The 25,455-nt window shown below is 68.2% G+C and carries 25 protein-coding genes; 6 read left to right on the forward strand and 19 right to left on the reverse strand.

All coding sequences use genetic code 11. The annotated features are described in order from the left end of the window. Positions 1-67 precede the first annotated feature (67 nt). The 3 genes from ABKW26_RS05815 to ABKW26_RS05825 all read left to right on the forward strand — a co-directional run bounded on the left by ABKW26_RS05815 (position 68) and on the right by ABKW26_RS05825 (position 1,679). Complete coding sequence (locus ABKW26_RS05815; RefSeq protein ID WP_348591707.1) at positions 68-823, forward strand: hypothetical protein; 756 nt, start codon at positions 68-70, stop codon at positions 821-823. 160 nt (positions 824-983) lie between these two features. Beyond that, positions 984-1,274, forward strand: coding sequence for a WXG100 family type VII secretion target (locus tag ABKW26_RS05820; protein WP_348591709.1), 291 nt, complete (start codon positions 984-986; stop codon positions 1,272-1,274). Between the two features lie 123 nt (positions 1,275-1,397). Beyond that, positions 1,398-1,679: a DUF4031 domain-containing protein gene (locus ABKW26_RS05825; protein ID WP_348591710.1), complete on the forward strand. Its 282-nt coding sequence runs from the start codon at positions 1,398-1,400 to the stop codon at positions 1,677-1,679. Here ABKW26_RS05825 and ABKW26_RS05830 read toward each other — a convergent pair. The 13 genes from ABKW26_RS05830 to urtA all read right to left on the reverse strand — a co-directional run bounded on the left by ABKW26_RS05830 (position 1,642) and on the right by urtA (position 13,671). Next, positions 1,642-2,655: an energy-coupling factor ABC transporter permease gene (locus ABKW26_RS05830; RefSeq protein WP_348591712.1), complete on the reverse strand. Its 1,014-nt coding sequence runs from the start codon at positions 2,653-2,655 to the stop codon at positions 1,642-1,644. The two genes, ABKW26_RS05825 and ABKW26_RS05830, sit on opposite strands and share 38 nt — an antisense overlap. Before the next feature lie 23 nt (positions 2,656-2,678). Further along, positions 2,679-3,455 carry an urease accessory protein UreD gene (locus ABKW26_RS05835; RefSeq protein WP_348591714.1) on the reverse strand — a complete coding sequence of 259 codons (777 nt, stop codon included), beginning with the start codon at positions 3,453-3,455 and terminating at the stop codon, positions 2,679-2,681. Between the two features lie 11 nt (positions 3,456-3,466). After that, positions 3,467-4,264: an urease accessory protein UreG gene (gene ureG, locus ABKW26_RS05840; protein WP_348591716.1), complete on the reverse strand. Its 798-nt coding sequence runs from the start codon at positions 4,262-4,264 to the stop codon at positions 3,467-3,469. After that, positions 4,257-5,021 carry an urease accessory UreF family protein gene (locus ABKW26_RS05845; RefSeq protein ID WP_348591718.1) on the reverse strand — a complete coding sequence of 255 codons (765 nt, stop codon included), beginning with the start codon at positions 5,019-5,021 and terminating at the stop codon, positions 4,257-4,259. The genes ureG and ABKW26_RS05845 overlap by 8 nt, the downstream gene beginning before the upstream one ends. Beyond that, positions 5,021-6,736: an urease subunit alpha gene (locus tag ABKW26_RS05850; RefSeq protein WP_348591720.1), complete on the reverse strand. Its 1,716-nt coding sequence runs from the start codon at positions 6,734-6,736 to the stop codon at positions 5,021-5,023. Before ABKW26_RS05850 ends, ABKW26_RS05845 begins: the two co-directional genes overlap by 1 nt. Next, positions 6,729-7,130 (reverse strand): urease subunit beta, encoded by a 402-nt coding sequence (locus ABKW26_RS05855; protein ID WP_348591722.1) that lies wholly within the window; start codon positions 7,128-7,130, stop codon positions 6,729-6,731. Before ABKW26_RS05855 ends, ABKW26_RS05850 begins: the two co-directional genes overlap by 8 nt. Positions 7,131-7,139: 9 nt before the next feature. Continuing rightward, entirely contained in the window at positions 7,140-7,442 is a 303-nt protein-coding gene (locus ABKW26_RS05860; RefSeq protein ID WP_348591724.1) for an urease subunit gamma, read from the reverse strand. A gap of 252 nt (positions 7,443-7,694) precedes the next feature. After that, positions 7,695-8,429: a hypothetical protein gene (locus ABKW26_RS05865; protein ID WP_348591726.1), complete on the reverse strand. Its 735-nt coding sequence runs from the start codon at positions 8,427-8,429 to the stop codon at positions 7,695-7,697. A gap of 127 nt (positions 8,430-8,556) precedes the next feature. After that, positions 8,557-9,249: an urea ABC transporter ATP-binding subunit UrtE gene (gene urtE / locus ABKW26_RS05870; RefSeq protein ID WP_348591728.1), complete on the reverse strand. Its 693-nt coding sequence runs from the start codon at positions 9,247-9,249 to the stop codon at positions 8,557-8,559. A gap of 1 nt (position 9,250) precedes the next feature. Further along, positions 9,251-10,249 (reverse strand): urea ABC transporter ATP-binding protein UrtD, encoded by a 999-nt coding sequence (gene urtD / locus ABKW26_RS05875; protein ID WP_348591730.1) that lies wholly within the window; start codon positions 10,247-10,249, stop codon positions 9,251-9,253. After that, entirely contained in the window at positions 10,242-11,441 is a 1,200-nt protein-coding gene (gene urtC, locus ABKW26_RS05880; protein ID WP_348591732.1) for an urea ABC transporter permease subunit UrtC, read from the reverse strand. Before urtC ends, urtD begins: the two co-directional genes overlap by 8 nt. Then, positions 11,438-12,322, reverse strand: a complete 885-nt coding sequence (gene urtB, locus ABKW26_RS05885; RefSeq protein WP_348591733.1) for an urea ABC transporter permease subunit UrtB — start codon at positions 12,320-12,322, stop codon at positions 11,438-11,440. The genes urtC and urtB overlap by 4 nt, the downstream gene beginning before the upstream one ends. A gap of 95 nt (positions 12,323-12,417) precedes the next feature. After that, on the reverse strand, positions 12,418-13,671 hold the full coding sequence (urtA, locus tag ABKW26_RS05890; protein WP_348591735.1) for an urea ABC transporter substrate-binding protein: 1,254 nt from the start codon (positions 13,669-13,671) through the stop codon (positions 12,418-12,420). Positions 13,672-14,172: 501 nt separating this feature from the next. Here urtA and ABKW26_RS05895 point away from each other — a divergent pair. Then, positions 14,173-14,547 (forward strand): helix-turn-helix transcriptional regulator, encoded by a 375-nt coding sequence (locus tag ABKW26_RS05895; RefSeq protein WP_348591737.1) that lies wholly within the window; start codon positions 14,173-14,175, stop codon positions 14,545-14,547. Between the two features lie 25 nt (positions 14,548-14,572). Here the strand turns inward: ABKW26_RS05895 and ABKW26_RS05900 are convergent, their stop codons facing one another. Both ABKW26_RS05900 and ABKW26_RS05905 read right to left on the reverse strand, forming a co-directional pair. After that, positions 14,573-15,034, reverse strand: a complete 462-nt coding sequence (locus ABKW26_RS05900) for a hypothetical protein (protein WP_348591739.1) — start codon at positions 15,032-15,034, stop codon at positions 14,573-14,575. A gap of 82 nt (positions 15,035-15,116) precedes the next feature. Then, the gene (locus tag ABKW26_RS05905) at positions 15,117-19,067 is read right to left on the reverse strand and encodes a helix-turn-helix domain-containing protein (protein WP_348591741.1); all 3,951 of its coding nucleotides are present in this window, start codon (positions 19,065-19,067) and stop codon (positions 15,117-15,119) included. Between the two features lie 476 nt (positions 19,068-19,543). Between ABKW26_RS05905 and ABKW26_RS05910 the strand changes: the two genes are divergently transcribed. After that, positions 19,544-19,912 carry a hypothetical protein gene (locus tag ABKW26_RS05910; protein ID WP_348591743.1) on the forward strand — a complete coding sequence of 123 codons (369 nt, stop codon included), beginning with the start codon at positions 19,544-19,546 and terminating at the stop codon, positions 19,910-19,912. A 167-nt stretch (positions 19,913-20,079) separates the two neighbouring features. Next, positions 20,080-20,523 (forward strand): hypothetical protein, encoded by a 444-nt coding sequence (locus ABKW26_RS05915; RefSeq protein WP_348591745.1) that lies wholly within the window; start codon positions 20,080-20,082, stop codon positions 20,521-20,523. Positions 20,524-20,549: 26 nt separating this feature from the next. On the opposite strand, the gene ABKW26_RS05920 is transcribed toward ABKW26_RS05915, so the two are convergent. The 4 genes from ABKW26_RS05920 to ABKW26_RS05935 are packed head-to-tail and all read right to left on the reverse strand — an operon-like array spanning position 20,550 to position 25,454. Beyond that, positions 20,550-22,283, reverse strand: coding sequence for an alpha-glucosidase (locus ABKW26_RS05920; RefSeq protein WP_348591747.1), 1,734 nt, complete (start codon positions 22,281-22,283; stop codon positions 20,550-20,552). Further along, positions 22,280-23,176 (reverse strand): carbohydrate ABC transporter permease, encoded by an 897-nt coding sequence (locus ABKW26_RS05925; protein WP_348591749.1) that lies wholly within the window; start codon positions 23,174-23,176, stop codon positions 22,280-22,282. The genes ABKW26_RS05920 and ABKW26_RS05925 overlap by 4 nt, the downstream gene beginning before the upstream one ends. Beyond that, a complete protein-coding gene (locus tag ABKW26_RS05930; RefSeq protein ID WP_348591751.1) occupies positions 23,176-24,123 on the reverse strand; it encodes a sugar ABC transporter permease in 948 nt (315 codons plus the stop codon). The genes ABKW26_RS05925 and ABKW26_RS05930 overlap by 1 nt, the downstream gene beginning before the upstream one ends. An 11-nt stretch (positions 24,124-24,134) precedes the next feature. Continuing rightward, the gene (locus ABKW26_RS05935) at positions 24,135-25,454 is read right to left on the reverse strand and encodes an extracellular solute-binding protein (protein WP_348591753.1); all 1,320 of its coding nucleotides are present in this window, start codon (positions 25,452-25,454) and stop codon (positions 24,135-24,137) included. Between the last annotated feature and the right edge of the window lies 1 nt (position 25,455).

Below are 25,455 nucleotides of genomic sequence, written 5' to 3' on the forward strand. Positions count from 1 at the left end.
GGAGCGACGACTGCGGGTCGCAGATCACACGTGGGTGCACGAGCACCCACCCGTCGAAAGCTGGCCCATGCCTCTTGGTAGCGCAGATGCGCCTCAGTGGCTGTTGTCCTCCTGGGTCCGGAGCTGTGTCGCTGCCGGTGCCACCGCACCCGTAGCCGAGATCCAGCAGGTCGGGAACTCCCTTCTCGACCGCTGGAGCGAGCCGAGCCGGGTCTATCACACGGTGCGACACCTGGCCGACGTGCTCAGCCGCGTCGACGAGCTCGCCGAGGAGACCCACGAGCCCGACCTCGTGCGGCTCGCCGCCTGGTACCACGGCGCGATCTTCAGCGCGGCGTCCGGTGCGGCGTACGCCGCGCACGGTGGCGAGGACGAGGTCGCGAGCGCGGCGCTCGCCCGCGAGGAGCTCCTCGGGCTCGGTGTCCCCGACCGCGACGCGGAGCGCGTGACGTCCCTCGTCACCGCGCTCGTGCGGCACAAGTCGATCCCGCAGGACTTCGACTGCGCCGTCCTCTGCGACGCGGACATGGGGATCCTCGCGACCGAGCCTCAGCGGTACAAGGCGTACCTCGAGGACATCCGCAAGGAGTACGAGCACATCCCCGTGCGCGACTACCTCACGGCACGGCACAGGATCCTCACCAAGCTCCTCAACCGGAAGGCCCTCTACGTGAGCCCGCTGGGCACCGCGTGGGAAGAGGCTGCACGGCAGAACCTCGGTGCCGAGGCGTCCCGCATCGAGAAGGAGCTGCGCAAGCTCGGCCCCGAGCCGTCCAGCTCCTCCACCTCCACTTCCACCTCCGCGAGCACGTCCACCTCCTGACAGCCCGCCCACAGGGCGAGCCTGCGCGCCCTGCTCCCTGGGCGTGGTCGGTCGCAGGCCGGGTCTCGGCCACGAACCGTAGCGTCGTCTCCACAGCGCCGGGTGACCGACGGCGACCGTCACCGCCCGTCCCGGGGCGGTGCGTGAACAGGAGGCAGCAATGAGCAAGTTCGGCGTCGACGTCAGCCAGGTGGCCAGCGCGAGCACGGCCGTGAACATCTCGGTCACGTCCATCCGCACCGAGGTGGCCGCCATGATGCGCAACCTCACCGAGCTGCAGAGCTCGTGGACGGGTGGAGCGGCCCTCGCCTTCTCGGGTGTCGTCTCACAGTGGCAGGTCACCCAGACCCAGGTCGAGGCCGGCCTCGACGCCATCACCTCGGCGCTCAGCCGCACCGCCGCGACCTACGAGGACGCCGAGAGCATGGCCGCGGGGAACTTCTCCCTCTAGGCGGCCCCACGATCCCGACCATGGGGCGGGGGCATCCATCCCCCTGCTCGCCACCGCTCCATGGCCGGCCCGCCCCCTCCCGAGACGGCCTCGCTGCGCTGCTGACCGGTGAGATGATGCCGTGTGACCGTTCTCCTCGACTCTCCCCTGTGGCCGCGGCACTCGACCGTCTGGGGCCACCTCGTGAGCGACGAGTCGCTCGACGAGCTCCATGCCTTCGCGAGGGCAGCCGGGCTGCCCCCGCGAAGCTTCGACCTGGACCACTACGACGTCCCCGTGGAGCGCTACGACGAGCTCGTGCGCCTCGGAGCGGTCCGCGTGGAGCGGCGTGAGCTCATCCGGCGCCTGCGTGCCTCCGGGCTGCGTGTCACGGCGCAGGAACGTCGCTCGCGCCCCGCGCACTGACGGTCACGCCGACGGGACCGTTCCCGCGCAGCGCGGCGAGCAGCCCGGCCGCGAGCGCCGCGACGACGACGATGCCGAGCAGACCAGCAGCACCGACAGGGCTCCCGCTCGCGGCTCCGTAGTCCGCGAACGGCAGGCTCGCGAGCGCGTGCGTCCCCGCAGCGTCGAGGAAGCCGAGGTCGCCGGCCGTGGCCTCGAGGCCGTCCGGGGACGCGGCGGCGAACGACGAGAGGACGATCGCGCTGGCGGCGGCGAGCGTGGACAGGGCGACGACGGCGCGACGCACGGACACGGGTACCGTCCCCTGGACGGAGGCGCTCTCACGCCGTGAGTCGATGCGCGCGGCACCGGGGGCGACAGCCACGACGACGGTCACCACGAGGGCCGTGATGAGTCCCTCGCCGAGCCCGATGAGGGCGTGGACCGAGAGCATCGACACCGTGAGCTCGCCGAGCGGGACCGCGACGGCACCACCGACAGCGAAGAGGACGACGAACCCGACAGCCGTCGCCGGGACGCTCACGAGAGCACCGAGACCACCCGCGAGCGGGGCGTAGCGGGAGTCGGCGAGACGGCCGTCTCGCGCCCGCTGGACCCCGCGGGTCACGGCCCAGCCCGCGGCGGTCCCGAGGACGGCCATGAGCAGGGTGTTCGTGCCGAGCGCGGTGAGCCCTCCGTCGGCGAAGAGCGTGGCCTGGACCATGAGGACGAGCGTCACGCTGATCATGCCGAGCCACGGCCCGACGAGGGCTGCGGCGAGCACCCCGCCCATGAGGTGGCCGCTCGTGCCCGCGCTCACGGGGTAGTTGACCATCTGCAGGGCGAAGACGACGGCTCCGGTGGCGGCCGTCATCGCGATCATCCGACGGGTGATCTCTCCGCGGGAGCGGTAGGCGGCGTACGCCAGGGTCGCGCAGGCCACGGTCGCGGTCGCGACCGAGGTGGGGTCGTCGATCATATGGTCGGGGACGTGCATGGTGGTGCTCCTTCGGGTCGAGGCTAGGCGGAGGTGGCGGGGACGGTCGGGGGCGCGGGCGCCGGCGCGGGACCAGCGGCGACGGCAGTCGGTGAGCGTTGTCGGACGTGCGAGGTCCAGCGGGGCCACTGCGCGGCGAGCGAACCGGTGTGCGCGCGCTGCCCGACGGAGCGCAGGACGGCCCCGGGGGCGTCGAGGTCGAGGTGGACCTGGCCGGCGACCGGCGCGTTCGCCGGCGGACGTGTCCCGAGACAGAGGATCGAGTCGAGGACCCGCGCCGGCCCGAGCACCCCGGGAGCGGTACGCGAGGCGTCGAGCCGGAGGTCCTCGACGAAGGCGGGCCTGCCGTCGATCGTGCACCGGGTGGTCGATCTCAGGTCGCCGCCGACCTCGCCGGTCCGGCCGAGCACGAGCGTCTCGCGCAGGAGCAGGGCCGCGTCGGGCGCGAGGGTCACCGTGGTGCGACGGGTCACGTCGGCGCCCGCCGCGACGACGAACGGCAGCCCCTCCCACACGAGCGTGCCTCCCTCGTCGACGTCCACCGTCACGTCCCAGGCCGCCGTGCCGCCGCGTGCGTCGTAGGCGACGGTCCCGGAGGTCTCGACGACCTCGAGCCACGCGCCCGCACCGACGTGGACGTCGATGCGGACGTGGTCTCCGGCGAGGAGCAGTGCCCCGGTCGCGACGAGAGCGACCCGCGCCCCCGACGCGTCCGAGGACAGCACGCGCGGGCTGAGGAGCCCGGTGCTCAACGAGCACCGGGCCCTGCCGCCGTCGACGTGCACCTCGATCCGTGTCATGACGTCAGCGATCAGGCGTGGGTGTGGTCGTGCGGGTGCTCGTGGTCGTGGGTGTGGGTCCCGTCGCCGTGCTCGTGCGCCTCGTCCTCGTCGGCGTGGAAGTGCGGGGCCATCGGTCCCGGGTCCTGGGGGACGTGGTTGCCGCCGGTGTGCGCGGCGAGCATCTCGAGGACCCACGCCTTGAGGGTCGCCCGCGACGCGGCGTCGTCTCGGGAGAGCGCGAGGACGGGCCGGCCCTCGCGGGCGGTCTCGCCGTCGGCGACCATCTGCTCGACGTCGACGCCCACGTAGGGCGCGAGGTCGGTCTTGTTCACCACGAGGAGGTCGGCCCGCGCGATGCCGGGCCCGCCCTTGCGGGCGACGTCGCCGCCGCCCGCGACGTCGAGGACGAAGATCTGCGCGTCGACGAGGGCCGGGGAGAACGTCGCGGTGAGGTTGTCGCCGCCGGACTCGACGAGGACGACGTCGAGCGGCGCGAAGTCCTCCTCGAGGTCCTCCACCGCCATGAGGTTGGCGGTGATGTCGTCGCGGATGGCGGTGTGCGGGCACGCGCCCGTCTCGACGGCGCGGATGCGCTCGGGCTCGAGCACGCCGGCGGAGCGCAGGAAGCGGGCGTCCTCGTCGGTGTAGATGTCGTTGGTGATGACGCCGAGCTCGAGCTCGCCGGCGAGCTCGCGGCACACGAGGGCGATGAGCGAGCTCTTGCCGGTGCCGACCGGCCCGGCGACGCCGAGGCGCAGCGAGCGGGTCCGGACGGGTGCGGGTGCCGTGGTGTCGGCGGTGACGTCGGTGACGTTGTTCTCAGGCACTGAAGAGCCTTTCCGTGGTGCGGGCGTGGTGCTCGGCCCACTGCTCCATGAGCGGCGCGCCGTGGGCCGGGATGTGGTCCGGGTGGGTGAGGGGCTCGACCTTCTGGACGAGGTCGTCGATGTCGGGTCCCGCCGCGAGGACCCAGGCGGTCGCGTCGGCGGGGTCGACGGGCTCGAGCTTGAGCGACGCCGCGGCGACAGTCTGGGCGTCGTCGTACGCGACGAGGCGTGCGAGGCGACCGGCGTCGAGACCGGAGCAGGCGGCGAGCACGCCGAGGACGACCGGGCGGGGCACGCCGGTGCGGCTCACCCGGTCGACGAGCGGGACGACACCGCCGGGTCGTCGCCCGCGGGACGGGAGGTCGTGCTCGAGCGCCGCGAGGGCCGGGTGGTCCGCCCAGAGCCGCCGGACGAGGCGCAGGTAGCCGCGGCCGAGCCGTTCGGACGTCTCGCGGAGCGCGAGGCTCGGGGTCCGGGCGGCCCAGGCGGCGCGCACGTCGGCGAGGTCGGGCCTCGTCGGCGCCGCCGACCCGGAGCGCTGGAGCGCGACGTGCCGAGCGACGACGGCTGTCCCTGCCTCGACCCGAGCGGTCGTCGCGAGGCGCGCGGCGATGTACGCGGGCACGTCACGGGCCGGCATACCGGCGCGCAGCGCGGGCTCGAGACCGGCCGACTGGGTGTGCCCGCCCGTGGGCAGGCGCGCGTCGGCGAGCAGCATCATCATGACGTCGGGGCTCGTGCCGGTGACCTGGTGCATCAGAACATCGAGTAGAGCTGGGCGAGCGGGAGGCTCGCGGCGGGGGCGGGCTCGACGAGCTCGCCGTCGACGTGGATGGCGAAGGTCTCGGGGTCGATGTCGATGGTGGGCAGGGCGTCGTTGTTGCGCATCTGCGCCTTGCCGACCCCGCGGGTGTCGGCGACGGGGAGCAGCCTCCGGTCGAGGCCGAGGCGCTCGGCGAGGCCGTCGTCGAGCGCTGCCGGGGAGACGAACGTGAAGGACACGTCGGCGGCGGTCGCGTCCGCGAGCGCGGGCCGCATGAGGACGGGCTGCGGGGACGGGATCGACGCGTTGGGGTCACCGAGGGCGCCCCAGACGAGGGCGCCGCCCTTCATGACGACGGAGGGCCGCACGCCGAAGAACCTGGGCTCCCACAGGACGAGGTCGGCGATCTTGCCGGGCTCCACGGAGCCGACGTAGGCGTCGATGCCGTGCGCGACGGCGGGGTTGATCGTGTACTTGGCGACGTAGCGGCGTGCGCGGAGGTTGTCGGCGGGCAGGACGCCGGGTCCGGGTGCCTCGAGGGTTCCGCGGCGGGCCTTCATGACGTGGGCGACCTGCCAGGTGCGGGTGATGACCTCGCCGATGCGGCCCATCGCCTGGGCGTCCGACGACGTGATGGACATGGCTCCCATGTCGTGGAGGATGTCCTCCGCCGCGATGGTGGTGGCGCGGATGCGGGACTCGGCGAAGGCGAGGTCCTCGGGGACGCGCGGGTTGAGGTGGTGGCAGACCATGAGCATGTCGAGGTGCTCGGCGACGGTGTTCACGGTGTGCGGGAGGGTCGGGTTCGTCGAGCCGGGGATGACGTTGGGGTGGCTCGCGACCGTGAGGATGTCGGGCGCGTGGCCGCCGCCGGCGCCCTCGGCGTGGAACGCGTGGATGGAGCGTCCGCCGATCGCGGCGAGGGTGGAGGCGACGAAGCCGGCCTCGTTGAGGGAGTCGGAGTGGAGTGCGACCTGCAGCCCCCAGTCCCCCGCGGCGGTGAGAGCGGCGTCGATCGCGGCGGGCGTGGAGCCCCAGTCCTCGTGGACCTTGTAGCCGCCCGCGCCCGCCATGGCCTGCTCGCGCAGCGCCTGGGCGCTCACGGTGTTGCCCTTGCCGAAGAGGATGACGTTGACCGGCAGCCGGTCGAGGCTGCGGTGGATGTTCCGCAGGTGCCAGGCACCCGGCGTGACCGTCGTCGCCTTGGTGCCCTCGCTCGGACCGGTGCCGCCGCCGATGACGGTGGTCAGCCCGGTGGCGAGCGCCTCGACGATCTGCGACGGGGAGATGAGGTGGACGTGGGAGTCGATGCCGCCGGCGGTGAGGATCTTGCCCTCGCCGCTCACCACGTCGGTGCTCGGGCCGATGTGCAGCTGCGGGTGGACGCCGTCGGCGATGTCGGGGTTGCCGGCGCGGCCGAGCGCGACGATGCGGCCGTCACGGATGCCGACGTCGGCGCGGACGATCCCCCACCAGTCGAGGACGATCGCGTTGGTGATGACGGTGTCGAGGGCCCCGTCGGCGCGCGTCGTCGTGCCCTGAGCCATGGACTCGCGGATGGACTTTCCGCCGCCGAACACGGCCTCCTCGCCGCCGACGGTGCGGTCCTCCTCGATCTCGATCCACAGGTCGGTGTCGCCGAGGCGCACCTGGTCGCCTGTGGTGGGACCGTAGAGCGCGACGTACTGGGCGCGGGGAACCTCAACCATCGGTGCGGTCTCCTTCGGTGGGGACGGTCGCTGCCGGTGCGGCGGGCTGCGAGACGTCGACGTCGGCCTCGGTCTTGTCCCGCTGGATCCCGGGCACCCGCCGCAGACCGCGGAGGGCGACGGCGTCGACCTCGGCGGACGCCCCGGGCTCGAAGCGGCGCGAGGTCCCGGACGGGATGTCGAGCCGGAAGCCGCGGGCGGCCTCGCGGTCGAAGGCGAGCGCCGAGTTGGAGTCCGGGAGATGGACGTGGGAGCCGATCTGCACGGGACGGTCGCCGGTGTTCTCGATGACGAGCGTGAGGCGCTCGGCCGGGGTGCGGTCCCCGTTGAGCACGATCGGCGCGTCGGAGCCGAGCCGGACGGCGCCGGGACCGGTGGTGGAGATTCCAGCCATGGCGGGCTCCTAGGCGATCGGGTTGTGGATGGTGACGAGCTTGCGCCCGTCGGGGAAGGTCGCCTCGACCTGGACGTCGGGGAGCATCTCCGCGACGCCCTCCATGACGTCGTCGCGCCCGAGGACCTCGCGGCCGGAGACCATGAGGTCGGCGACGCTCCCCCCGGCGCGGGCCTCCTCGATGACCCACGTGGTGAGCAGCGCGACGGTCTCGGGGTAGTTCAGCCTGATCCCGCGGGCACGGCGGTCGCGAGCGACCATCCCGGCGACGGCGAGGAGGAGCTTCTCCTGGTCCGCTGGTGAGAAGTGCATTCAGATCGCCCCTCGGGTGTGGTGCCGTCGTCGCGGTGAGCGCATCGGAGTCCTTTCGCCGTGGCCGGAGCCGTCTGGATCGGCCGGCACGACCAGGCTGCACCCCTGATGGGTCAGACGCCAGACCTGTACGTGCGTGCCGTTCGCTGGCTCGACCGTAGGGACGTGCTGTTTCGGGAGGAGCGCCGTCGTGTGAACACGAGATTTCCTCGGAATCGATGCGCGGGCATCGGCCGCGGCGTCGCCCCGCTCTCAGGTTCGCTGGCTGTCCGCCCTCAGTGCTGCGCCGATGACGACGATCCCGGCGCCTAACGCAGCAACGATGATCGTCGAGTCACGCAGGAACGACGGCGGATAGGAGGAGGATCCCTTCACGACAGAGTCGAGAAGCGTGATTCTCGGGTAGTCCTCAGGGACGAGCGCGAAGACCGCTGCTGCTGCCGCTACAAGTGCAGATCCCAGAACGAGGAGTGCGCGCGCCACATCGGCGCGAGTGCCCGAGCGGCCGAGGGCTTCCCGCCCAGGTCGATTCATCTCGACGGCCACGATGAGAATGCCTGCACCGAGCGACGTCAGGACGATCGTCGACACTCGCAAAGATGTCGGAGAGTAGTTGGGATACCCCTCCACCAGTGCACCAACGAGCGTGTTTCCCATGCCGTCAGGGATGAGCACGGAGAGCACGACCGCCATCGCGAGAAGTGCAGAGCCCAGAATGAAGAGTGCGTGCGTCACGTCGCCACGAGACACGTGGAGCTCCGTGTCGCCCGGCCCAGAGTGCTTCATCGACACGGCGAAGACGAGAAGCGCTACGCCGACGAGCGCCAGACTGATCATCGAGAGGAAGTCGGAGGTCGGGAAGTAGTAGGGGTCTCCTCGGTATCCCACGGCAACGTTCTCGAGGAGCGCGTATCCCTCGTCGTCGCGGACGAGCGTGGACAGCGTGACCGCGAGCGCGACGAGCGCCGGACCGAGGATGAGGAGCACGCGCGCCACGCCAGGTCGAGTCATGCGCTGAGCATAGGACAAACCGCCACAGAGTCCTCGAGTGGTAGGCGTGCGTCCTAGGCCTCGGAGGACGACGGGCGTACCTGGTCCACCGGGCACCAACCCCTCAGATCGCCATCGCCGCGCGGACGTGGTCCTCGGCCTCGACGCCACCGCCGCCGGAGTCGACGACGCGGCCGGACTCGACGACGTAGTACGCGTCCGCCGCCCCGAGGGCGAAGCCGACGTGCTGCTCGACGAGCATGACCGACATCTCCCCGGAGTCCGTGAGCGCGACGATCGCGTCCTCGATCTCCGTGACGACGGACGGCTGGATGCCCTCGGTCGGCTCGTCGAGGAGAAGCAGGCGCGGGCCGGTGATGAGCGCGCGGGCGATCGCGAGCTGCTGGCGCTGACCGCCGGAGAGGAGACCGGCTCGCCGTCCGAGGAGTCCGTGCAGGGCCGGGAACAGGTCGAGCGCCTCGTCGAGCCGCTTCGCCCCGTCCTTGCGGGTGTCGGCGACGAGCTGGAGGTTCTCGCGCGCCGTGAGGTCCCCGAAGGACTGCTGGCCCTGCGGCACGTACGCGAGCCCGCGGCGCACCCGCTGGTACGTCGGCATGGAGGTGATGTCCTCGCCGTCGAACGTGATGGTGCCCGAGCGCGGCTTGAGGAGGCCGAGCGTCGCGCGGAGCAGGGTCGACTTCCCGGCGCCGTTGTGGCCGAGGACGGCGGCGACTCCCCCGGCCGGGACGGTGACCGAGACGTCGTAGAGGACGAGGCTGCGGCCGTAGCCGACGTGGAGGTCGCGGATCTCGAGCATGTCAGGCCTCCGTCGTCGGCGCGGTCGTGGGAGCGGGCTTCGCCGGGCTCGTCGTCGCAGGGCTGGTTGCGGCTCCGGCCCGCGGCCGGGTGCGGCGGGCGCCGCGCGAGGCGCCTGCGGTGCCGAGGTAGACCTCCTGGACGCGCGGGTCGGCCTGGACCTCGGCGTACGTCCCCTCGGAGAGGACGGAGCCCATGTGGAGCACGGTGACCGAGGAGGCGAAGGCGCGGAGGAACTCCATGTCGTGCTCGACGACCACGACGGTGCGCTGCTCGCCGATCCGCTGGAGGAGGAGTCCGGTCTGCTCGCGCTCGGCGTGGCTCATGCCGGCGACGGGCTCGTCGAGCAGGAGCAGGCGGGCGTCCTGGACGAGGAGCATGCCGATCTCGAGCCACTGCTTCTGGCCGTGGGCGAGGATGCCGGCCTGGACGTCGCGCAGGTGGGTGAGGCCGATGGTCTCCATGGCGGCCTCGACGTTCTCGGGGACGCCGCCGCGTCGGCGCAGCAGCTCCCAGGGGCCGCGGCCGGCGCCGGCGGCGATGTCGAGGTTCTGCAGGACCGTGAGTTCCTCGAAGACGCTCGCGGTCTGGAACGTGCGCCCCACCCCGGCGCGCGCCACCTTGTGCACCTTGCGACCGAGGAGCTCAGTGCCGCCGAACTGGACGGACCCGCTCGCCTTCGCGAGGCCGGTGATGGCGTCGACGATGGTCGTCTTGCCTGCGCCGTTGGGGCCGATGAGGAAGCGCAGGTCGCCCTGGACGACCGTGAGGTCGACGTCGTCGACGGCGACGAAGCCGTCGAACTCGACGTGCAGGCCGCGGACCTCGAGGTAGTCGTGGCGGAAGCGCTCGGCGTCGCCGCCGAGGACCGCCTCGGCGGACGAGAGGTCGATGCCGTCGCCCTCGAGGCCGAGCCCGACTGCGTCGGGGTTGATGGCGTCGGGAACGGCCCGGTCAGGACCGGTGACCGGCGCGGCGGTGGTGGGCGTCGGGTCAGTCATCGTGGCCTCCGGTGGTCGCAGTGACGGGTGACGTGGCGGGTGCGTCGGGCGCCGTGGTCGTGGTGGGGCCGGTCGGGCTCGTCGCGGACGGGCTCGCCGCGCTCGGCGGCGCCGTGCCGGGCTTCGGCGCGGCCGGCTCTCGCGGTGCGCGCCGGAGCTTGCCGACGAGCGACGCGAGCCCGCCGGGCAGGAACGCGACGACGATGATGAAGAGCGCCCCCTGGAAGTAGATCCACCCGGACGGGAACGACTCGGAGAGCGACGTCTGTGCCCACGAGACGGCGATCGCGCCGAGCACGGGGCCCAGGAGCGTGGCTCGTCCGCCGATGGCGACACCGACGAGGAAGCCGATGGAGGGAACGACGCCGACGTCGGCCGGGGAGATGATGCCGACGATGGGCACGAACAGCGCCCCGCCGATCGCGGCCATGCCGGCGGCGACGACGTAGGCGACGACCTTGATGACGGCTGGGTCGTAGCCGAGGAAGCGGACGCGGTTCTCCTGGTCGCGCACGGCGACGAGGAGCTCGCCGAACCGGGACACCATGAGCTGGCGGACGAGGGCGACCATGAGGAGCAGAACGCCGGCGGCGATGAAGAAGAGCATCCGCTTGTTGATCGGGTCCGCGAGGTCGTAGCCGAAGAAGGACCGGAAGCCGTTGAGGCCGTTGGTGCCGCCGGTGACCTGCTGCTGGCCGATGAGGAGGATGGCGAAGGCGGCGGCGAGCGCCTGGGAGAGGATCGCGAAGTAGGCGCCGCGGACGCGCCGCGTGAAGACGGCGAAGCCGAGGACGGCGGCGAGCGCGCAGGGCACGAGGACGATGGCGAGGATCGCGACGGGTGCGGAGCGCAGCGGCTCCCACCAGCCGGGGACCTCTCCGGTGCCGTACAGCAGCATGAAGTCGGGCACACCGCCCGGCCCGGCGTCGGCGAGCTTGAGGTGCATCGCCATGATGTAGGCGCCGAGGCCGAAGAAGACGCCCTGGCCGAGGGTGAGCATCCCGCCGCGTCCCCAGGCGAGGCCGATGCCGACGGCGACCATCGCGAAGCAGAGGAACTTGGCGAGGAGGTTGAGGCGGAAGTCGGAGAGGACGACCGGTGCGACGGCGAAGAGCAGGACGGCGGCGAGCGCGAAGCCTGCGAGGGTGCGGGTGCGGCCGGGGCGGGCGAGCAGCCCGGTGAGCGTGCTCATGCGATCCCCCTCTGTCGGACGGAGACGAGGCCTTGGGGCCTGGCCTGGAGGAAGGCGACGATGACCACGAAGACGAGGACCTTGGCGATGCTCGCTGTCGTGGAGTACTCGATGGTGGCCTGGAGGATGCCGAGGGCGAAGGCGGCGATGACGGCGCCCTTGATCTGCCCGATCCCGCCGACCACGACGACGAGGAACGCGTCGACGATGTAGTTGGTGCCGAGGGTGGGGCCGATCGACCCGAGGAGGGTGAGGGCCACGCCGGCGACGCTCGCGAGGCCGGAGCCGATGAAGAACGTCAGGCGGTCGGTGGCCTTGGTCGAGATGCCGCTGGTCTCGGCGAGGTCGCGGTTCTGCACGACGGCGCGGATGCGGCGCCCGAGCGGCGTGAGCTTGAGGACGAGCGCGAGGGCGACGACGCACACGATCGCGAGGGCGATGATGAAGAGGCGGGTGCGTGGGACGGCGAGGCCGACGATCTCGAACGCTCCCTGGAGCCACTCGGGGGCGCGGACGTCGACGTTGGGTGCGCCGAAGATGTTGCGGGCGGCCTGCTGGAGGATGAGCGCGACGCCCCAGGTGACGAGGAGCGTGTCGAGCGGTCGCCGGTACATCCGGTGGATGAGGGTCATCTCGAGGATGAGCCCGAGCGTGCCGCCGACGAGGAAGCCGATGACGAGCGAGATGAGCAGGGACGCTCCGGCGTTCGAGACGATCCCCTGGATGACGTAGGCGGTGTAGGCGCCGGCCATCATGAACTCGCCGTGCGCCATGTTGATGACGCCCATCTGGCCGAAGGTCAGGGCGAGGCCGAGTGCGGCCAGGAGCAGGACGGAGCCGAGGCTCAGTCCTGCGAAGAGCTGGGAGAAGAGAACATCCATCGAGCGCCTCCGAGGGTCGTGTCGGCCGGTGGTCCCGGCTCGGGGCGAGGGAGGGAGCGTGCGCTCCCTCCCTCGCTCAGGTGCGGCTCAGGTGCTCAGGAGAGGTCGGCAGCCCAGTCGTAGCCCTCGAGGAAGGGGTCCGGCTCGATGGGCTCGTCGGAGCTCCACTCGGTGTAGATGAGGCCGTCGGCGCCGATCTTGCCGATCATCGCGGTCTTGGCGATGTGGTGGTTGTCGCCGTTGATGGTGACGGTGCCCTCGGGGGCGTCGAAGGTGACGCCGTCGGCGGCGGCCTGGATGTCGGCCACGTCGAAGGACTCGGCCTTCTCGACCATGTTCTTCCACAGGTAGAGCGACGTGTAGGCGGCTTCCATGGGGTCGGAGGTCACGCGCTCCTCGCCGTACTCGGCCTTGAACGCCTCGACGAACGCGGTGTTCGCGGGGCTGTCGACGGTCTGGTAGTAGTTCCAGGCGGTGAGCTGGCCCTCGACGTTGTCGATGCCGATACCGCCGACCTCTTCCTCGGCGATGGAGACGGAGACGACCGGGGTGGTCTCGGCGGCGAGGCCGACGTTCTTGTACTCCTTGAAGAAGGCGACGTTGGAGTCACCGTTGAGGGTGTTGAAGACGGCGTCGGCGCCGGAGGCCTTGAGCTTGTTGACGATCGTCGAGAAGTCGGTGTGACCCATCGGCGCATATTCTTCGCCGACGATCTCGATGCCGTTCGCCTCGGCGTACGCGTTGATGATCTTGTTCGCGGTCTGCGGGAACACGTAGTCGCTGCCGACGAGGAAGACCTTCGTCTTGCCCTGCTCCTTGAGGTAGTCCATACCGGGGACGATCTGCTGGTTCGTCGTCGCGCCCGTGTAGAAGATGTTCTCGGACGCTTCGAGGCCCTCGTACTGGACGGGGTAGAACAGGAGCGAGTCCTTCGACTCGAACACCGGGAGCATGGCCTTGCGGCTGGAGGAGGTCCAGCCGCCGAAGACGGCGGCGACGCAGTCGCTCGTGATGAGCTTCTCGGCCTTCTCGGCGAAGACGGTGGGCTCGGACGCCCCGTCCTCCGCGACGATCTCGAGCTCCTTGCCCATGACGCCGCCCGCGGCGTTGATCTCCTTGGCGGCGAGGTCGAGCGAGTCACGCACGGTCTGCTCGGAGATCGCCATCGTCCCCGAGAGGGAGTTGAGGAAACCGATCTTCACGGTCTCGCCGTCGGTCTCCACGCAGGAGGCCGCGGCAGAGGTTCCAGCGGCGCTGTCGCCTGCCTTGGCGCCACAGCCGGAGAGGCCGAGCACGAGAACGAGTGCCGAGGCCGGCAGAACGCGGGCCAGTCGTCGCGATGAGGTCATCGGGGGTCCTTTCGCCGTGGCCGGAGCCACCGGGAATCAGCCGACGTGAGCGACGGACGGTCTCCGGGGATCCGGGGACCAGACCTGTACGTTCGTGCCGCTCACGTGGGTAGACGCTAAGGACGCCCTGTTTCGGGGGTGACCGACTCACGTGAACAGAAGATTTCAAAGTGTCACGATCCAGACACGCTGACGGCGAGGGGCCGATCCTGGCGGGTGCGGGCAGACAGAGGGGTCTCAGGGGGCGAGATGATCGGCACGAGAGTCCCGGCGACCGGCTCAAGCCAGGTCGTGACCGCGAGACACTAGTGACGTGTCGCCCCTCTCCGCACACACTCGATGACGCCCCGAACAGGGGCGGACCCAGCCGCGGACACTCAACAGACGTTCGGTCCGCGGCGGGCGACAAGCGCATGTCAACCTTGGTCGAGGCAGGACTTCTATGTTACGTTGCGGAGGTCGGCGAGAGGTCGACTCGCGACCCGATCTGAGGTGAACCGCATGCGTAGTGCTTTCTGGGACGACCACCAGCGTGACATGGAATCCCCCGAGTACGCCCGAGAGTTTGCGGCCGAGTCGATCCGCACTCGTACGATCGATGAGGTAATGAATACTCTCGATCACGCACTCGAGGAGAGCGGGCTGAGCAAGGCTGCTCTTGCACGGGCAATCGGGTCCGACCCTGCCGTGGTGCGTCGAATCTTCAATGCCGAATCGGTGAACCCGACCTTGGGAACGCTCTCCGAGATCGCTGCGGCGCTCGGCCTCAAGATCACACTCGAGCCTATGGGGCGAAGCGAGCGTGACGCGATCACGAAGCCAATGGTCGCTGCCGCTAAGGCGCCGTTGGTGAAGAAGGTAACTATCGCAGCCTGAGCTCGCACCGTGAAGGACCGCTCGATCATCCAATCGAGCGGTCCTTGCTGCTCAGGTAACGCCCACCTAGCAACTTCACCTTGTCATACTCTGACGGAGCGAGCGTGGTACGGAAAGGCTTCTTGCGCCCATCGACGAGAACGAGGTAAGGCTTCACCGCACCCGCCGCCTCGTAATCGAGCAGACAATAGACGCGGTAGTGAGTCCGGCTCGGTGTGCCGTCGATCCGAATCTCGAACCACCCGGACATCGCTCCATGCATCGCCTCCCACTTCCCGCCCCCGGAGAATCGATTAGGCGGGGACGCAGCTACGGTGATTGCGGTTTCGCGAATCCGCGCTCGGATGGTCTCGGGGCAGGAGTCGATGAATTCCTGCGCCGGTAACACCCCAGCGGAATCTTTGTAGAAGACAATCTCGTGAGGGTCCGAAGGCAGCGGGCCGGACCGCGGCTGAACCGGCGAGGCCAATTTGCGCTTCCTGTTCATGGCGCTGACTCCACGGTCCGAGGCAGGGAAAGCCGAAGTTTGGTCCACTGGGCATATTCTCGCCTACCTGTCGCCGAGGATTTCACCCCTGATCCCCGAGTCTCTCAGCGTCAGCGTCGTTATAGCTCGCCTCCCGCTGATAGTTGTCAGCGATGTCCCGAAGCAGGCGCGCCGTCCGGGGCCACCGGGTGGCGATACGTGCGGCCATGTCGCGGTACTCGTTCTCAAGCGCACGCTCCTGGTCGCCACCGTCGTAGATTCCACGAGTCGTGACGCCCCGTTGGTTAGTTCGGCCGATGATTAGCCCGGTCTCGATTCTCCTATTGACGAGGTTGTCGACGATGTCCCTGACCTCCTCCGCGGGCCACACACCGTCCCTTCCTTGCGGGCTCGATGCCAAGACCTGACCGATTTGCTCGTCGCCGATGGCTGCGCGCCCGACGTCCGCAAGGGCGTTGCGAACATCTCTAACCCAGGTACTCAAATGCTCGCCGTCGATCGTCCCGTCAGGCCTGAGGCCGGGTAGCAATGACCACTCGTGCAGCACGCTCCAGGCAAGGCCAGCATGCGCCTTCTGCTGCTCCGAAGCCTCACGCCTTGGTTCATCCTCCCTGCGAAAGACGAGCTTGATCAATTCTACAAACTGGTTTGCGTCCTGGCCCAGCGAGCGATAGAGCGCGGCTGAGGGTCGATGGTCCGGCACAAGGCGGAAGAACCAGAACTCAAGTTGAGGTAGATCGGGATCGGTCGCGGCCGTCTCTTCAAGATATTCTAGGAGCATCTCAACGTTGTATCCGCTCATTTGACGGTCTTCGACTGGCCCGTTTGACTCGAGCACGCCGTTGAGTGCCGATTTGACGAGGTCCACACCAGGATCTTGTTTGCTGTGAAGCATTCCGCTGACGAGATTGACTGCTTGCCAGGGGCGACCCTTCTCGAGGAGCTTCGCGGCCGCCTCGCGCCGCTCGACCTCCGGCACGCCGTAGGGCTCGACGCTTGCCCAATAGGCAGCAACTAGTTCCTCATTTAGCGTGTCGACCTCAGTCCAGTAGTCCATCGAGAATGGGACCGCCTTCATCAACGACGAGAGCGCGTCAACGCTGAGCTGTTGGTAGACCAGGATTATCGATCGCAGCCAGCCCATCCCGTCGTCGAGAATCCTGCAACGCGCGTAAGCGAGGGCAGCTTCTCTAAGATTGGGCACCTCGGAATCGAGCCAGGCGACGACGGCACCCTCCGGAGCGTCGGTCATCCGAGCTAGGTGCCAGCCGATAGTGTGAGGGGCTTTGACGTCGGCGATCAGCAACTCTAGCTGATCCACTCCGTGCGCCAGCAAGTCTGTGATCGCATTGCGCTGGAGATCAGAGAGGGCTTCGCTAAAGCGGTCGTCATCCAGACTCAGGCCTGGAACGGGCGGGTTCCACCCGAACAGGTTGGAGAGCCGGCGCGGATCGCTAGAAGGCTCGAGTTTCGCGGCGAGATTGACGAGCGGCTCGAGTTGTTCTGTAGGAAGCGCCCATGCTGCGTCCGGGTGTCTCTCGTGTCGTCCAATCTCGGAACTCAGCGCTTCCCACACACGATATCGCTCTTCGGAGGTCCACTCAGATTCTGTGGCAACGCCTCGCAGCGCCTCGATCATCACGTTCCGTTCAACGGGAGGCACATCATCGATGTTGGGCACCAATTGGGCCCAGCGCTCTGCCCGGTCTCGAGCTCCGTCTACAGCGAGCCGGACGAGTTCGTGGACGAAGTGGCCCCAGTCGGCGTAGGTGACCGCTTGTGTGGCGGGAGCCCAGTCGCGGAACGTCGCGCGCTGCGGGGGGAATGCGAACTGGTGACCTCCAGGCCAGAGTTCTAGCAGCAACGACCATCCCACCTCGGGGAAGCGCTCGAGTGCGCGCCTGATCACTTCGACCTTGTCCTGAGTGGTTGCGCCGCTGTTCGCGATCCACCCCGTGGTGACATTGACGAGGCTTCCGAGAGGACGGTTGCTCAACCTCCCGCCAGGATCGATCGTAGCCAGTTTCGATAGCAACCAGCTCGAGCGACCGAAGTACTCGGGAGCCCAACAGAGGGTTTCGAGCGCCCACAGCAGACTGGGATGCGGCGAAGACGGTCCGAAGAAGTCAGCGTCTCCGTCCCGGTCGGTGAACATCGCGCTCAGCAGAGGGCGCTGACGGGCGAGGTCGTCGTCTATCGCATCCAAGAACACTTCGGGAGAGGCCTCAGCAAGTGACGGCAGATACTGGGACAGTCGGACCCACGTCGCTCCTGTTTCATCCGCAGAAGCCGCCTCGAGTATCCGGTTCACGATCGCATCGAGCCTCGCCCGCATCTTGAGCTCACCTGGCAGATCAGCTGCAGTCGAAGCTGCAAGCGCGAGGCCCTGCGCGATGTGTTCCCGGAGTGTGGCTGAGTAGGTGGTCGCAAGCCTTTTCTCGCTAGCCGCGATCTGCTCAGCGGGGGATGCCTCTAGCAGCGGAGCCTCCTCCAAGAGCACAGAGGGTACGACCTGCGCCCAGCGCTCGAGCGTCTCCTGCTCGATATCACGAAGTAGCAGGAACGCGGCCTCAGCCGGCGACGCGAGACGCCACAAACCGCCTGAGAGAACGAACGGAGGGTCGGCACGCTTCGCGAGCAACTTGAGCAAGCGCTCGACCTCGTCGGCGGGGACGCCCGTCAACCTCTGAATGATCTGCCCGTCGCCCGGCAACCGCTCCCACGAGCTGGCCAGCACCAAGGGCGCCAAAACCGAGGAAGTCTTAGGATCTTGCGCCCACGCTGGAGCAGCGCGCGGATCGCGTGCGATCGAGCGCAACATCGCTGGCACGCTGCGCCTGGCCATAGCCACGATGGAGTCAGCCTTGTCAGAAGGTATCTTCGAGCTCCTGAGCGCCTCAGTTGCGCTCGTCCGATCGACCTTGGGCAACTCAATGACTCTCGCGGTTCGCAAAGGCACCTCGCCACCGGCTGCTAGAACGACTCGATGCCCTTCGTCCTCCGCCGCCTTGAGGTCGGCCCCTTCGAACTGCGGCACGAGGATCATCTGCTGCTTAGAGGCCGCCAGACGATCCCACGCTGCGGCATCTGTCACAATCACCGCCCGACGGAGCAATGCTGGCTGCGTCTCCAGCGAGGCGTATACAAATGCCAGCGCCTCGTCACGCCAGGGAGCCATCACAGTGATGATGGTTTCGTCCACTCCCCCGCTCTTGAGTCCGGCGAGCAATCCATCAACCTCTTTGGCGCGGCCGGCCGTGAAGAATTCAGCAGGGAGAGCGTGCTTAGATCGCCCTTGGAAGGAGTCCCACCACCTCGCCAACGTTTGCGCGTCCCGAGGATGCAATCCGAGCCGCTCAGAGATCCAATAGTGCACCGCGGGCGTCTCCCGCAGCCAGCCCTCAAGGACGTGCGCATCGATCGCCTTGACACTCGCGAAGTCGCGCTTCGCGCTCTGCTCCACCGCCCACGCCCGGGCCCCGGCCCAGTTCCGGGGGGTCGCGTACACGAACACGCCACCCTGACCTCTTGGCAAGGTTGCGACTCGCTTGTCGTAGTCTTCTTGGGCTTTGCGGCGCGAGTTCTTCTCTGTTCCGAACTCGAAGTGGAGTTCCCCAGCCGGAAGGTAAGCACTCCCCGCGGACGTCGCCGAACCGTCCCAGCCCGGAGCGGCCACGCCTTCGTGCGCGCGGATGTCGAGGTTGGTAATCCCTGGCGTGAGCGCGAGCAGACGCCGCATCAGCTCCGGGAAAGAGGACTTCGCGTCGATATGCGACGCCCAGCCGTCTAGCCCCATGGCCGTCACCAGTTCGGGCTCGTCGGCACGCAATAGCGGCGCGAGCGATGCCGAGGAGGTACTGCGCCGCTCGACCATCCGCATCACCTCTTCCCTCGCGAACCGGTGTTGACGGGCACCCGGCGGCTTGGACGAGACCAGCGTTCCCGCGATCACCCAGTTACGGACGGTGTTCGGGTGCACGCCTAGTAGGCGCGCCGTCTCGGAGACGTTCAGGAACGGCTTGTCGGTTGCCATGGAGTTACTGTGACAGATTGTGGACTTTGTGTCAACGAGGGGCTCACGCCGCCGGACTCCCGGTCTGGCGTCGAGACGACACCCCCCGAGGAATAGTCAGGTCGACATCGGACTGTCAGCAGCCATCTCGAAGCGTGGGGAACCCGGCGGTCACATGAACGCGACGACGTTGCGGACTATCTCGGCCGCTGCTTCGTCGTTCGCGCGTACACGGGCTTCTCGCCGTCCCCGCTCTGCGGGAAGGACAACGGCTGCCTGGAGCTGAGCAACGGCACGTGCGTGTGGCCGGCGGGTCTAGCCCGCTACGTGTCCGACCACGCCGTCTGACTCCCCGAACCTTTCGTCGCTCATGCGATCGCTACGGCTGAGGCTTTCCAGGACGCCTTCCGCAGCGAGTCCTGGTGGCGTGGACACGCCACCTGAGACACAACCTGCCTGCACCTGTCACGTCGCGCGAGACACCAGAGAGAGGCAACATGGTCCACCGACGCAGACCGACGCCGGGCGGCGCAACGGTAGCGGCGACCGTAGCGGTCATCGAGGCACACCGAGAACTCACTCCGATCCTCGACGAGCACCTCGCTGACGACGAGGGCGAGATCCTTCCGCACCTGGTTGTGTCTGACATCGTGCGTTGGATGGTTGCGCAGGTCGGGACACGCCCCGATGTGTGCACCTCCATCCTCAGCTGGCTCGAGCGTGCGTTCGAGCGTGGGTCCGAGGACGTCAGGGAACTCATCGCGGTCAGTGCCGGCGAGATGATCCCGGATCCGGGCCAGCCGGGATCCGAGCTCCGTGGGTGGCTCGGACCCGAGCTTCGAAAGGTTGATCCATGGCTCGGCTGATCCCTCCGCACCCACGAGGGCGCAGGAGCGCGACAACAGGTGGGTCAAGGCGGACGACCTAAAACAAAGGTCCTCCGCCACTCCTGCGCCGCAGTCGCCGTCGCCGTCGGAATCGACGCCCGGGCGAGTGCGGATCCCCTCTCCGTCCAGTGCGATACGGTGCCAAGGTGGTCGAAACGAGCAAGTGGATAGAGATACCGCGAACGTTCTTCGCCGGTGGACGAACGGTGCCGCATCTCGTGATCGAGGAGCGAGTGTCAGATCTTCGCGAGGTCGTCACTAGCTCGGGGGCGACGTGGGCAGCGGTTGACCTATCGGGCGCGACGGATGTCTCCGAGGCGATCGACTCCATCAAGGGCGTGCTGAGCTTTCCTGAATGGTGCGCTTCGAGCTGGGACTCGATCGACGACGCGTTTGAAGAGATCCGCCGACGCTGGACCTTTCCCCTGATGATCGCCGTCGACGGGCTGCGCCCGATGGTGGAGCGGCAGCCACACCTGGGGCTCAACATCGTCATCCACCTCAATGCGCTGAGTCAGGCCTTCTCTGTTGCGGGCGATCAGCTCACTGTGGTCTACGTTGCCGATCGCTGGATCGAAGCGACCGACTGAACGCCCCGATCCGACGCCGCGACCGACTACCCCACGCGGTAGACCCGCACCTCCCACGGCGAGAGCGTGGTGCCTGTGGCCCGCGCGCCCGCCTCTCCGGTGACGCCCCCTGAGTTGGACAGCACCAGCGCCGTGCCGGCCCACTCCGCAAGCAGCGGCGTCTCCAGCTCCTCCCCGGACACGTTCCCGACCACCAGCAACCGGATGCCCGCGAGCGACCGCTCGTACGCATACAGCGTCGGGTGCTCCATCTCGAGCATCGTCAGATCCCCGACGGCAACGACGTCCTCCTCGTGCCGCAGCGCGATCAGCCGCTGATAGAAAGCGAAGACGCTTCGCCCGGAAGCCCGGTCAGCCTCCGCATTCACGTCCACATAGTTCGGGTTCACCGGAATCCACGGCTCCCCCGACGTGAACCCAGCGTGCGCAGACCCGTCCCACTGCACGGGCGTCCGAGCGTTGTCTCGGCTCATCTTCCGCAACCCGTCGAGCACAGCGTCAGCAGGAAGGCCGAGCTCCCCCACCGCCTCGCGGTAGTAGTTCACCGACTCGAGATCCCGGAAGTCCTCGATGCTGGCGAACGGCACGTTCGTCATGCCGATCTCTTCGCCCTGGTAGATGTACGGCGTCCCCCGCTGCAGGTGCAGAAGAGTCGCCCACAGGGTCGCGGACTCATAGCGATACTCACCGTCGTCCCCGAACCGGGACACGAGCCGCGGCTGATCGTGGTTGTTGAGATACAGGCTGTTCCACCCTGTCTCCGCGAGCCCCTCCTGCCAACGCCCCAACGACGCCTTGAGTGCCACTAGATCGAGCGGCAGCGGATGGAACTTGTCGACCCCCTGGTCGAGCGACACGTGCTCGAACTGGAACACCATGTCGAGCTCGCGCCGCGCCGGGTCGGTGAACAGCCGAGCCTCCTCGACCGTCACCCCCGGCATCTCCCCCACCGTCAGGTACTCCCCCGACCGCCCAGCGAACACGGCAGCGTGCATCTCCTGCATGAACTCGTGCAGCCGCGGCCCCATGGAGAACCCCAGCCCGCCGACGGGATCGCGCCCGTCGACGTGCTCGAGCTTCTTCGAGATGAGGTTGATGACGTCCATGCGGAAGCCGTCCACCCCGCGGTCGAGCCACCGGTTCATCATCGCGTAGACCGCCTCGCGCACCTCGGGGTTCTCCCAGTTGAGGTCAGGCTGCTGCGGCGCGAAGAGGTGCAGGTAGTACTGACCCGTCGTCTCGTCGAGCGTCCACGCCGGCCCGCTGAAGGCCGAGCGCCACTCGTTCGGCTCCACCGGCAGGTCGGTGTGCGCCACCTGCCGCGGCGAGCGCCACCAGTACCAGTCCCGCTTGGGGTTGTCCGTCGACGACCGCGACTCGACGAACCACGGGTGCTCGTCGCTCGTGTGGTTCACCACGAGGTCCATGACGAGCTTCATCCCGCGCGCATGCGTCTCCGCGAGGAGGAGGTCGAACTCCTCCAGCGAGCCGAAGAGCGGGTCGATGCCCTCGTAGTCGCTGATGTCGTACCCGTTGTCGTGCTGCGGCGACGGGTAGATCGGCGACAGCCACAGGACGTCGACGCCGAGCTCGGCGAGGTGGTCGAGCTTCGACCGGATCCCGCCGATGTCCCCGAAGCCGTCACCGTTCGAGTCCGCGAAGCTCCGCGGGTAGATCTGGTAGACCACAGCGCGCGTCCACCACGCAGGCTGCTCGGCGATCGAGGCAGGGACAGTCGAGACAGGCACAGCGTCAGTCACTTGATGGATCCTCTCATCACGCCGGAGATGACCCAGCGCTGGGCGAACAGGTACACGAGCAGCAGCGGCGCCATCGCCATGAGGTAGGACGCGAAGGCGGCCGTGTAGTTGGTGTTGAACTGTCCCTGGAACACGTAGTTCGCCAGGGGCAGCGTCTGTGCGGACGGGTCACTCAGGACGACGAGCGGGAGGATGAAGTCGTTCCACGACCACACGCACGTGAGGATCCCCACGGTGGCCAGCATCGGCGACAGCAGCGGGAAGACGACCTTGCGGTACACCATCCACGTGCTCGCACCGTCGAGCAGCGCGGCCTCCTCGAGCTCAATGGGGATCGAGCGGATGAACGCGACGAAGAACAGGGTGTTCGACGACAGTCCGAACACCGTGTACAGCAGGATGAGGCCGGCCTGGTTGTCGATCCCGAGCATCGCCGTCTGCTTGACCACCGGCAGCATGATGATGGGGAACGGCACGAAGATCGCGGACACCAGGTAGATGTAGATGCCCTTGAAGAACCTGCGGTGCATGTTCCGGGCGATCGCGTAAGCGACCATCGAGTTCGTCACGAGCGTGAGCAGCACGGACCCCACAGTGATGAGCGCGGTGTTCATGAGCGCCCTGGGGAAGTTCGTGAGGTTCCACGCGTCGGCGAAGTTCTGCAGGTTGATCGAGGTCGGCAGCCCGAAGCCCGAGCCCCCGAGCTGGTCCGGGGTCTTGAGCGCCGTGACGACCGTGAAGTACAGCGGGACGAGCACGGTGATCGAGCAGACGATGAGCAGGGCGGTGAGCCACCAGTTGATCTTCCCGCCCTCGTCCCGATCGGCGGCCCGGCGACGACGACGGGCGGCGAGGAAACCTTCGGGCGGCGGTGCAAGGGTTGACGTGACCATCAGAACGTAGCCTCCCGGCGCTGCAGCACGCGCAGCTGGATGACGGAGATGAGGACGATGACGATGAGGAAGATGACGGCGTTGGCCGTCTGGTACGCGTACTCCCCGCCCTGGAACCCTCCCCGGTAGATGAGCAGCGACACGGACTGCGTCGAGGTGCCCGGACCACCGTTGGTCAGGGCGATGATGTGGTCGAACACCTGGAGGAAGTTCTTCAGGCTGAGGACCATGTTGATCGTGAAGAAGGCCCCGATGAGCGGGAACGTGATCGACGAGAACTTCCGCCACCGTCGCGCACCGTCGAGGGACGCTGCCTCGTAGAGCTCGCCCGGGATGGTCTGCAGGCCGGCGAGGTAGATGATGATGTTGAACGCGGCCGCCTGCCACACGGCGAGGATGACGATGCCGACCCACGCGAGGTCCGGGTCAGCGAGGATGCTCGTCGAGAGGGCCGTGATACCGAGGTTCTTGGCGATCGCCGGCAGCGAGTTCGAGAAGAGGTAGTTGAACACGTAGCCGATGACGAGGATCGACAGGATGTTCGGGATGAAGAAGATCCCGCGGAGCCCCGTCCGGAACTTGATCTTCGCGTTGAGCCCGAGCGCGATGGCGAGCGAGATGACGTTGACCGCGACGGTCGCGACGATCGCGAAGCCGAACGTGAAGAGGTACGCGTTGAGGACCTGGTCGTCCTTGAAGAGGTTGACGTAGTTCTGCAGCCCGGTGAAGTCCCACTCGCCGTAGCCCGCGTAGTTGGTCAACGAGAAGAAGATGCCGTTGAGCACGGGGACGGTGTGGAGGACGAAGAAGAGGATGACGGCGGGGAGCACCATCCAGTAGAAGGTCGGCGACACGCGGCCGATGCCGGAGCGCTTCCGCTTCTGGGGCGGCGTCGCGGGTCGGGGCGCCGCCGGTTCCTGCGCGAGCGTTGCTGTGGGAGATGTCATGTCCTGCTCCGTTATCGCTGGGACGAGCGGGACGCGACCTTGCGCCACTCGCTGTCGAGGCCGGTGAGGAAGCGGTCCGTGTCGCCGTCGATGATGAACTGCTGGAGCAACGGCTGGAGCGGGATGGCCGGGGGGATCTGGTGGTCGATGTACCCGGTGATACGCCCCTCGGCGACGAAGTCGTTGAGGCCCGCGAGGTACGGGTTGGTCGACGGTTCAGCGTCCTTGAGCGGCGAGAACGTGGACTGCGCCTCGCCGTAGGCGGCGATGTTCTCCGGTCGCATCATGTACTCGACGAACTTCTCCGCCTCGGCCTGGTGCGGTGTGCCCTTGCCGATGGCGAGCACCACGTCGACGCCGGTGACGAGGAGGTTCTCCTCCGCGTCCTCGCTCGACGGGTACGGGAACGTGCCGAGGTCGAGGTCCGGGTTGTTCGCGAGGATCGGCGCGATCGCGTACGTGCCCTGGAGGTACATGGCCGACGCGCCGTCGGCGAAGGCCGCGTTCCCCGCGTTGTAGTCACGGCTCGCGAAGTCCGGCTGCATGGAGGAGAAGAGCGTCTTGAGCTTCTCCGCGGCCTCGCGGTAGTCCTGCGTGAAGGACACCGCGGAGTCGGGGCCGACGTCGTCGCCCTCGGCCCGCAGGTCGTCGTAGAAACCCTCCGGCTGGAGGGCCGCCCCGAGGTTGTTGAACGCCGGCAGGACCGTCCACTGGTCCTTGATGGTCCCGTAGAACGGCTGGACGCCGGCCGCCTCGAGCGCTTCCACGGCAGCGATGAGCTCGTCCCACGTGGTGGGGACCTCGATGCCGTGCTCGGCGAAGATCGTCTTGTTGTAGATGATGCTCGACGCCGCGAGCGCGAACGGCACCCCGGAGACCTCGTCCTCGAACTGGCCGAGGTCGGTGACGATCTCGATCGGTGCGTCGGCGACCGTGTCCATCGCGGGGACGTCGGACATGTCCTCGAAGACCCCGGCGCGTGACAGCTCGCCGAAGGTCCCGTTGGCGTTGAGCGTCATGACGTCGGGGACCTTGTCCTTGACGAGGAGGGTCCGCAGCGCCGTGTCGGCGTTGGGCACGTGGTTCTGGACCACCTCGATGTCGGGGTTCTCGGCCTCGAAACCGGCGATGATCTCGTCGAACTGGGCGACGGCCTCGGGCTTGAACTGGAAGAAGTTCAGGGTGACGGTGTCGCCGTCGTCCGGGGAGCACGCCGCGAGGCCACCGAGGCCGAGCGCTGCGGTGCAGAGCGCCGCGAGCGCTCGCCTGCGGCGGTGTGGTCGTGCCGACCGGTCCGGCGTGCGGACCTGGTCGAGCGGGTCGTTCACCATG

Origin of the sequence: Sanguibacter sp. 25GB23B1 (genome assembly GCF_040012415.1) — a bacterium.
Classification (GTDB): Bacteria; Actinomycetota; Actinomycetes; order Actinomycetales; family Cellulomonadaceae; genus Sanguibacter.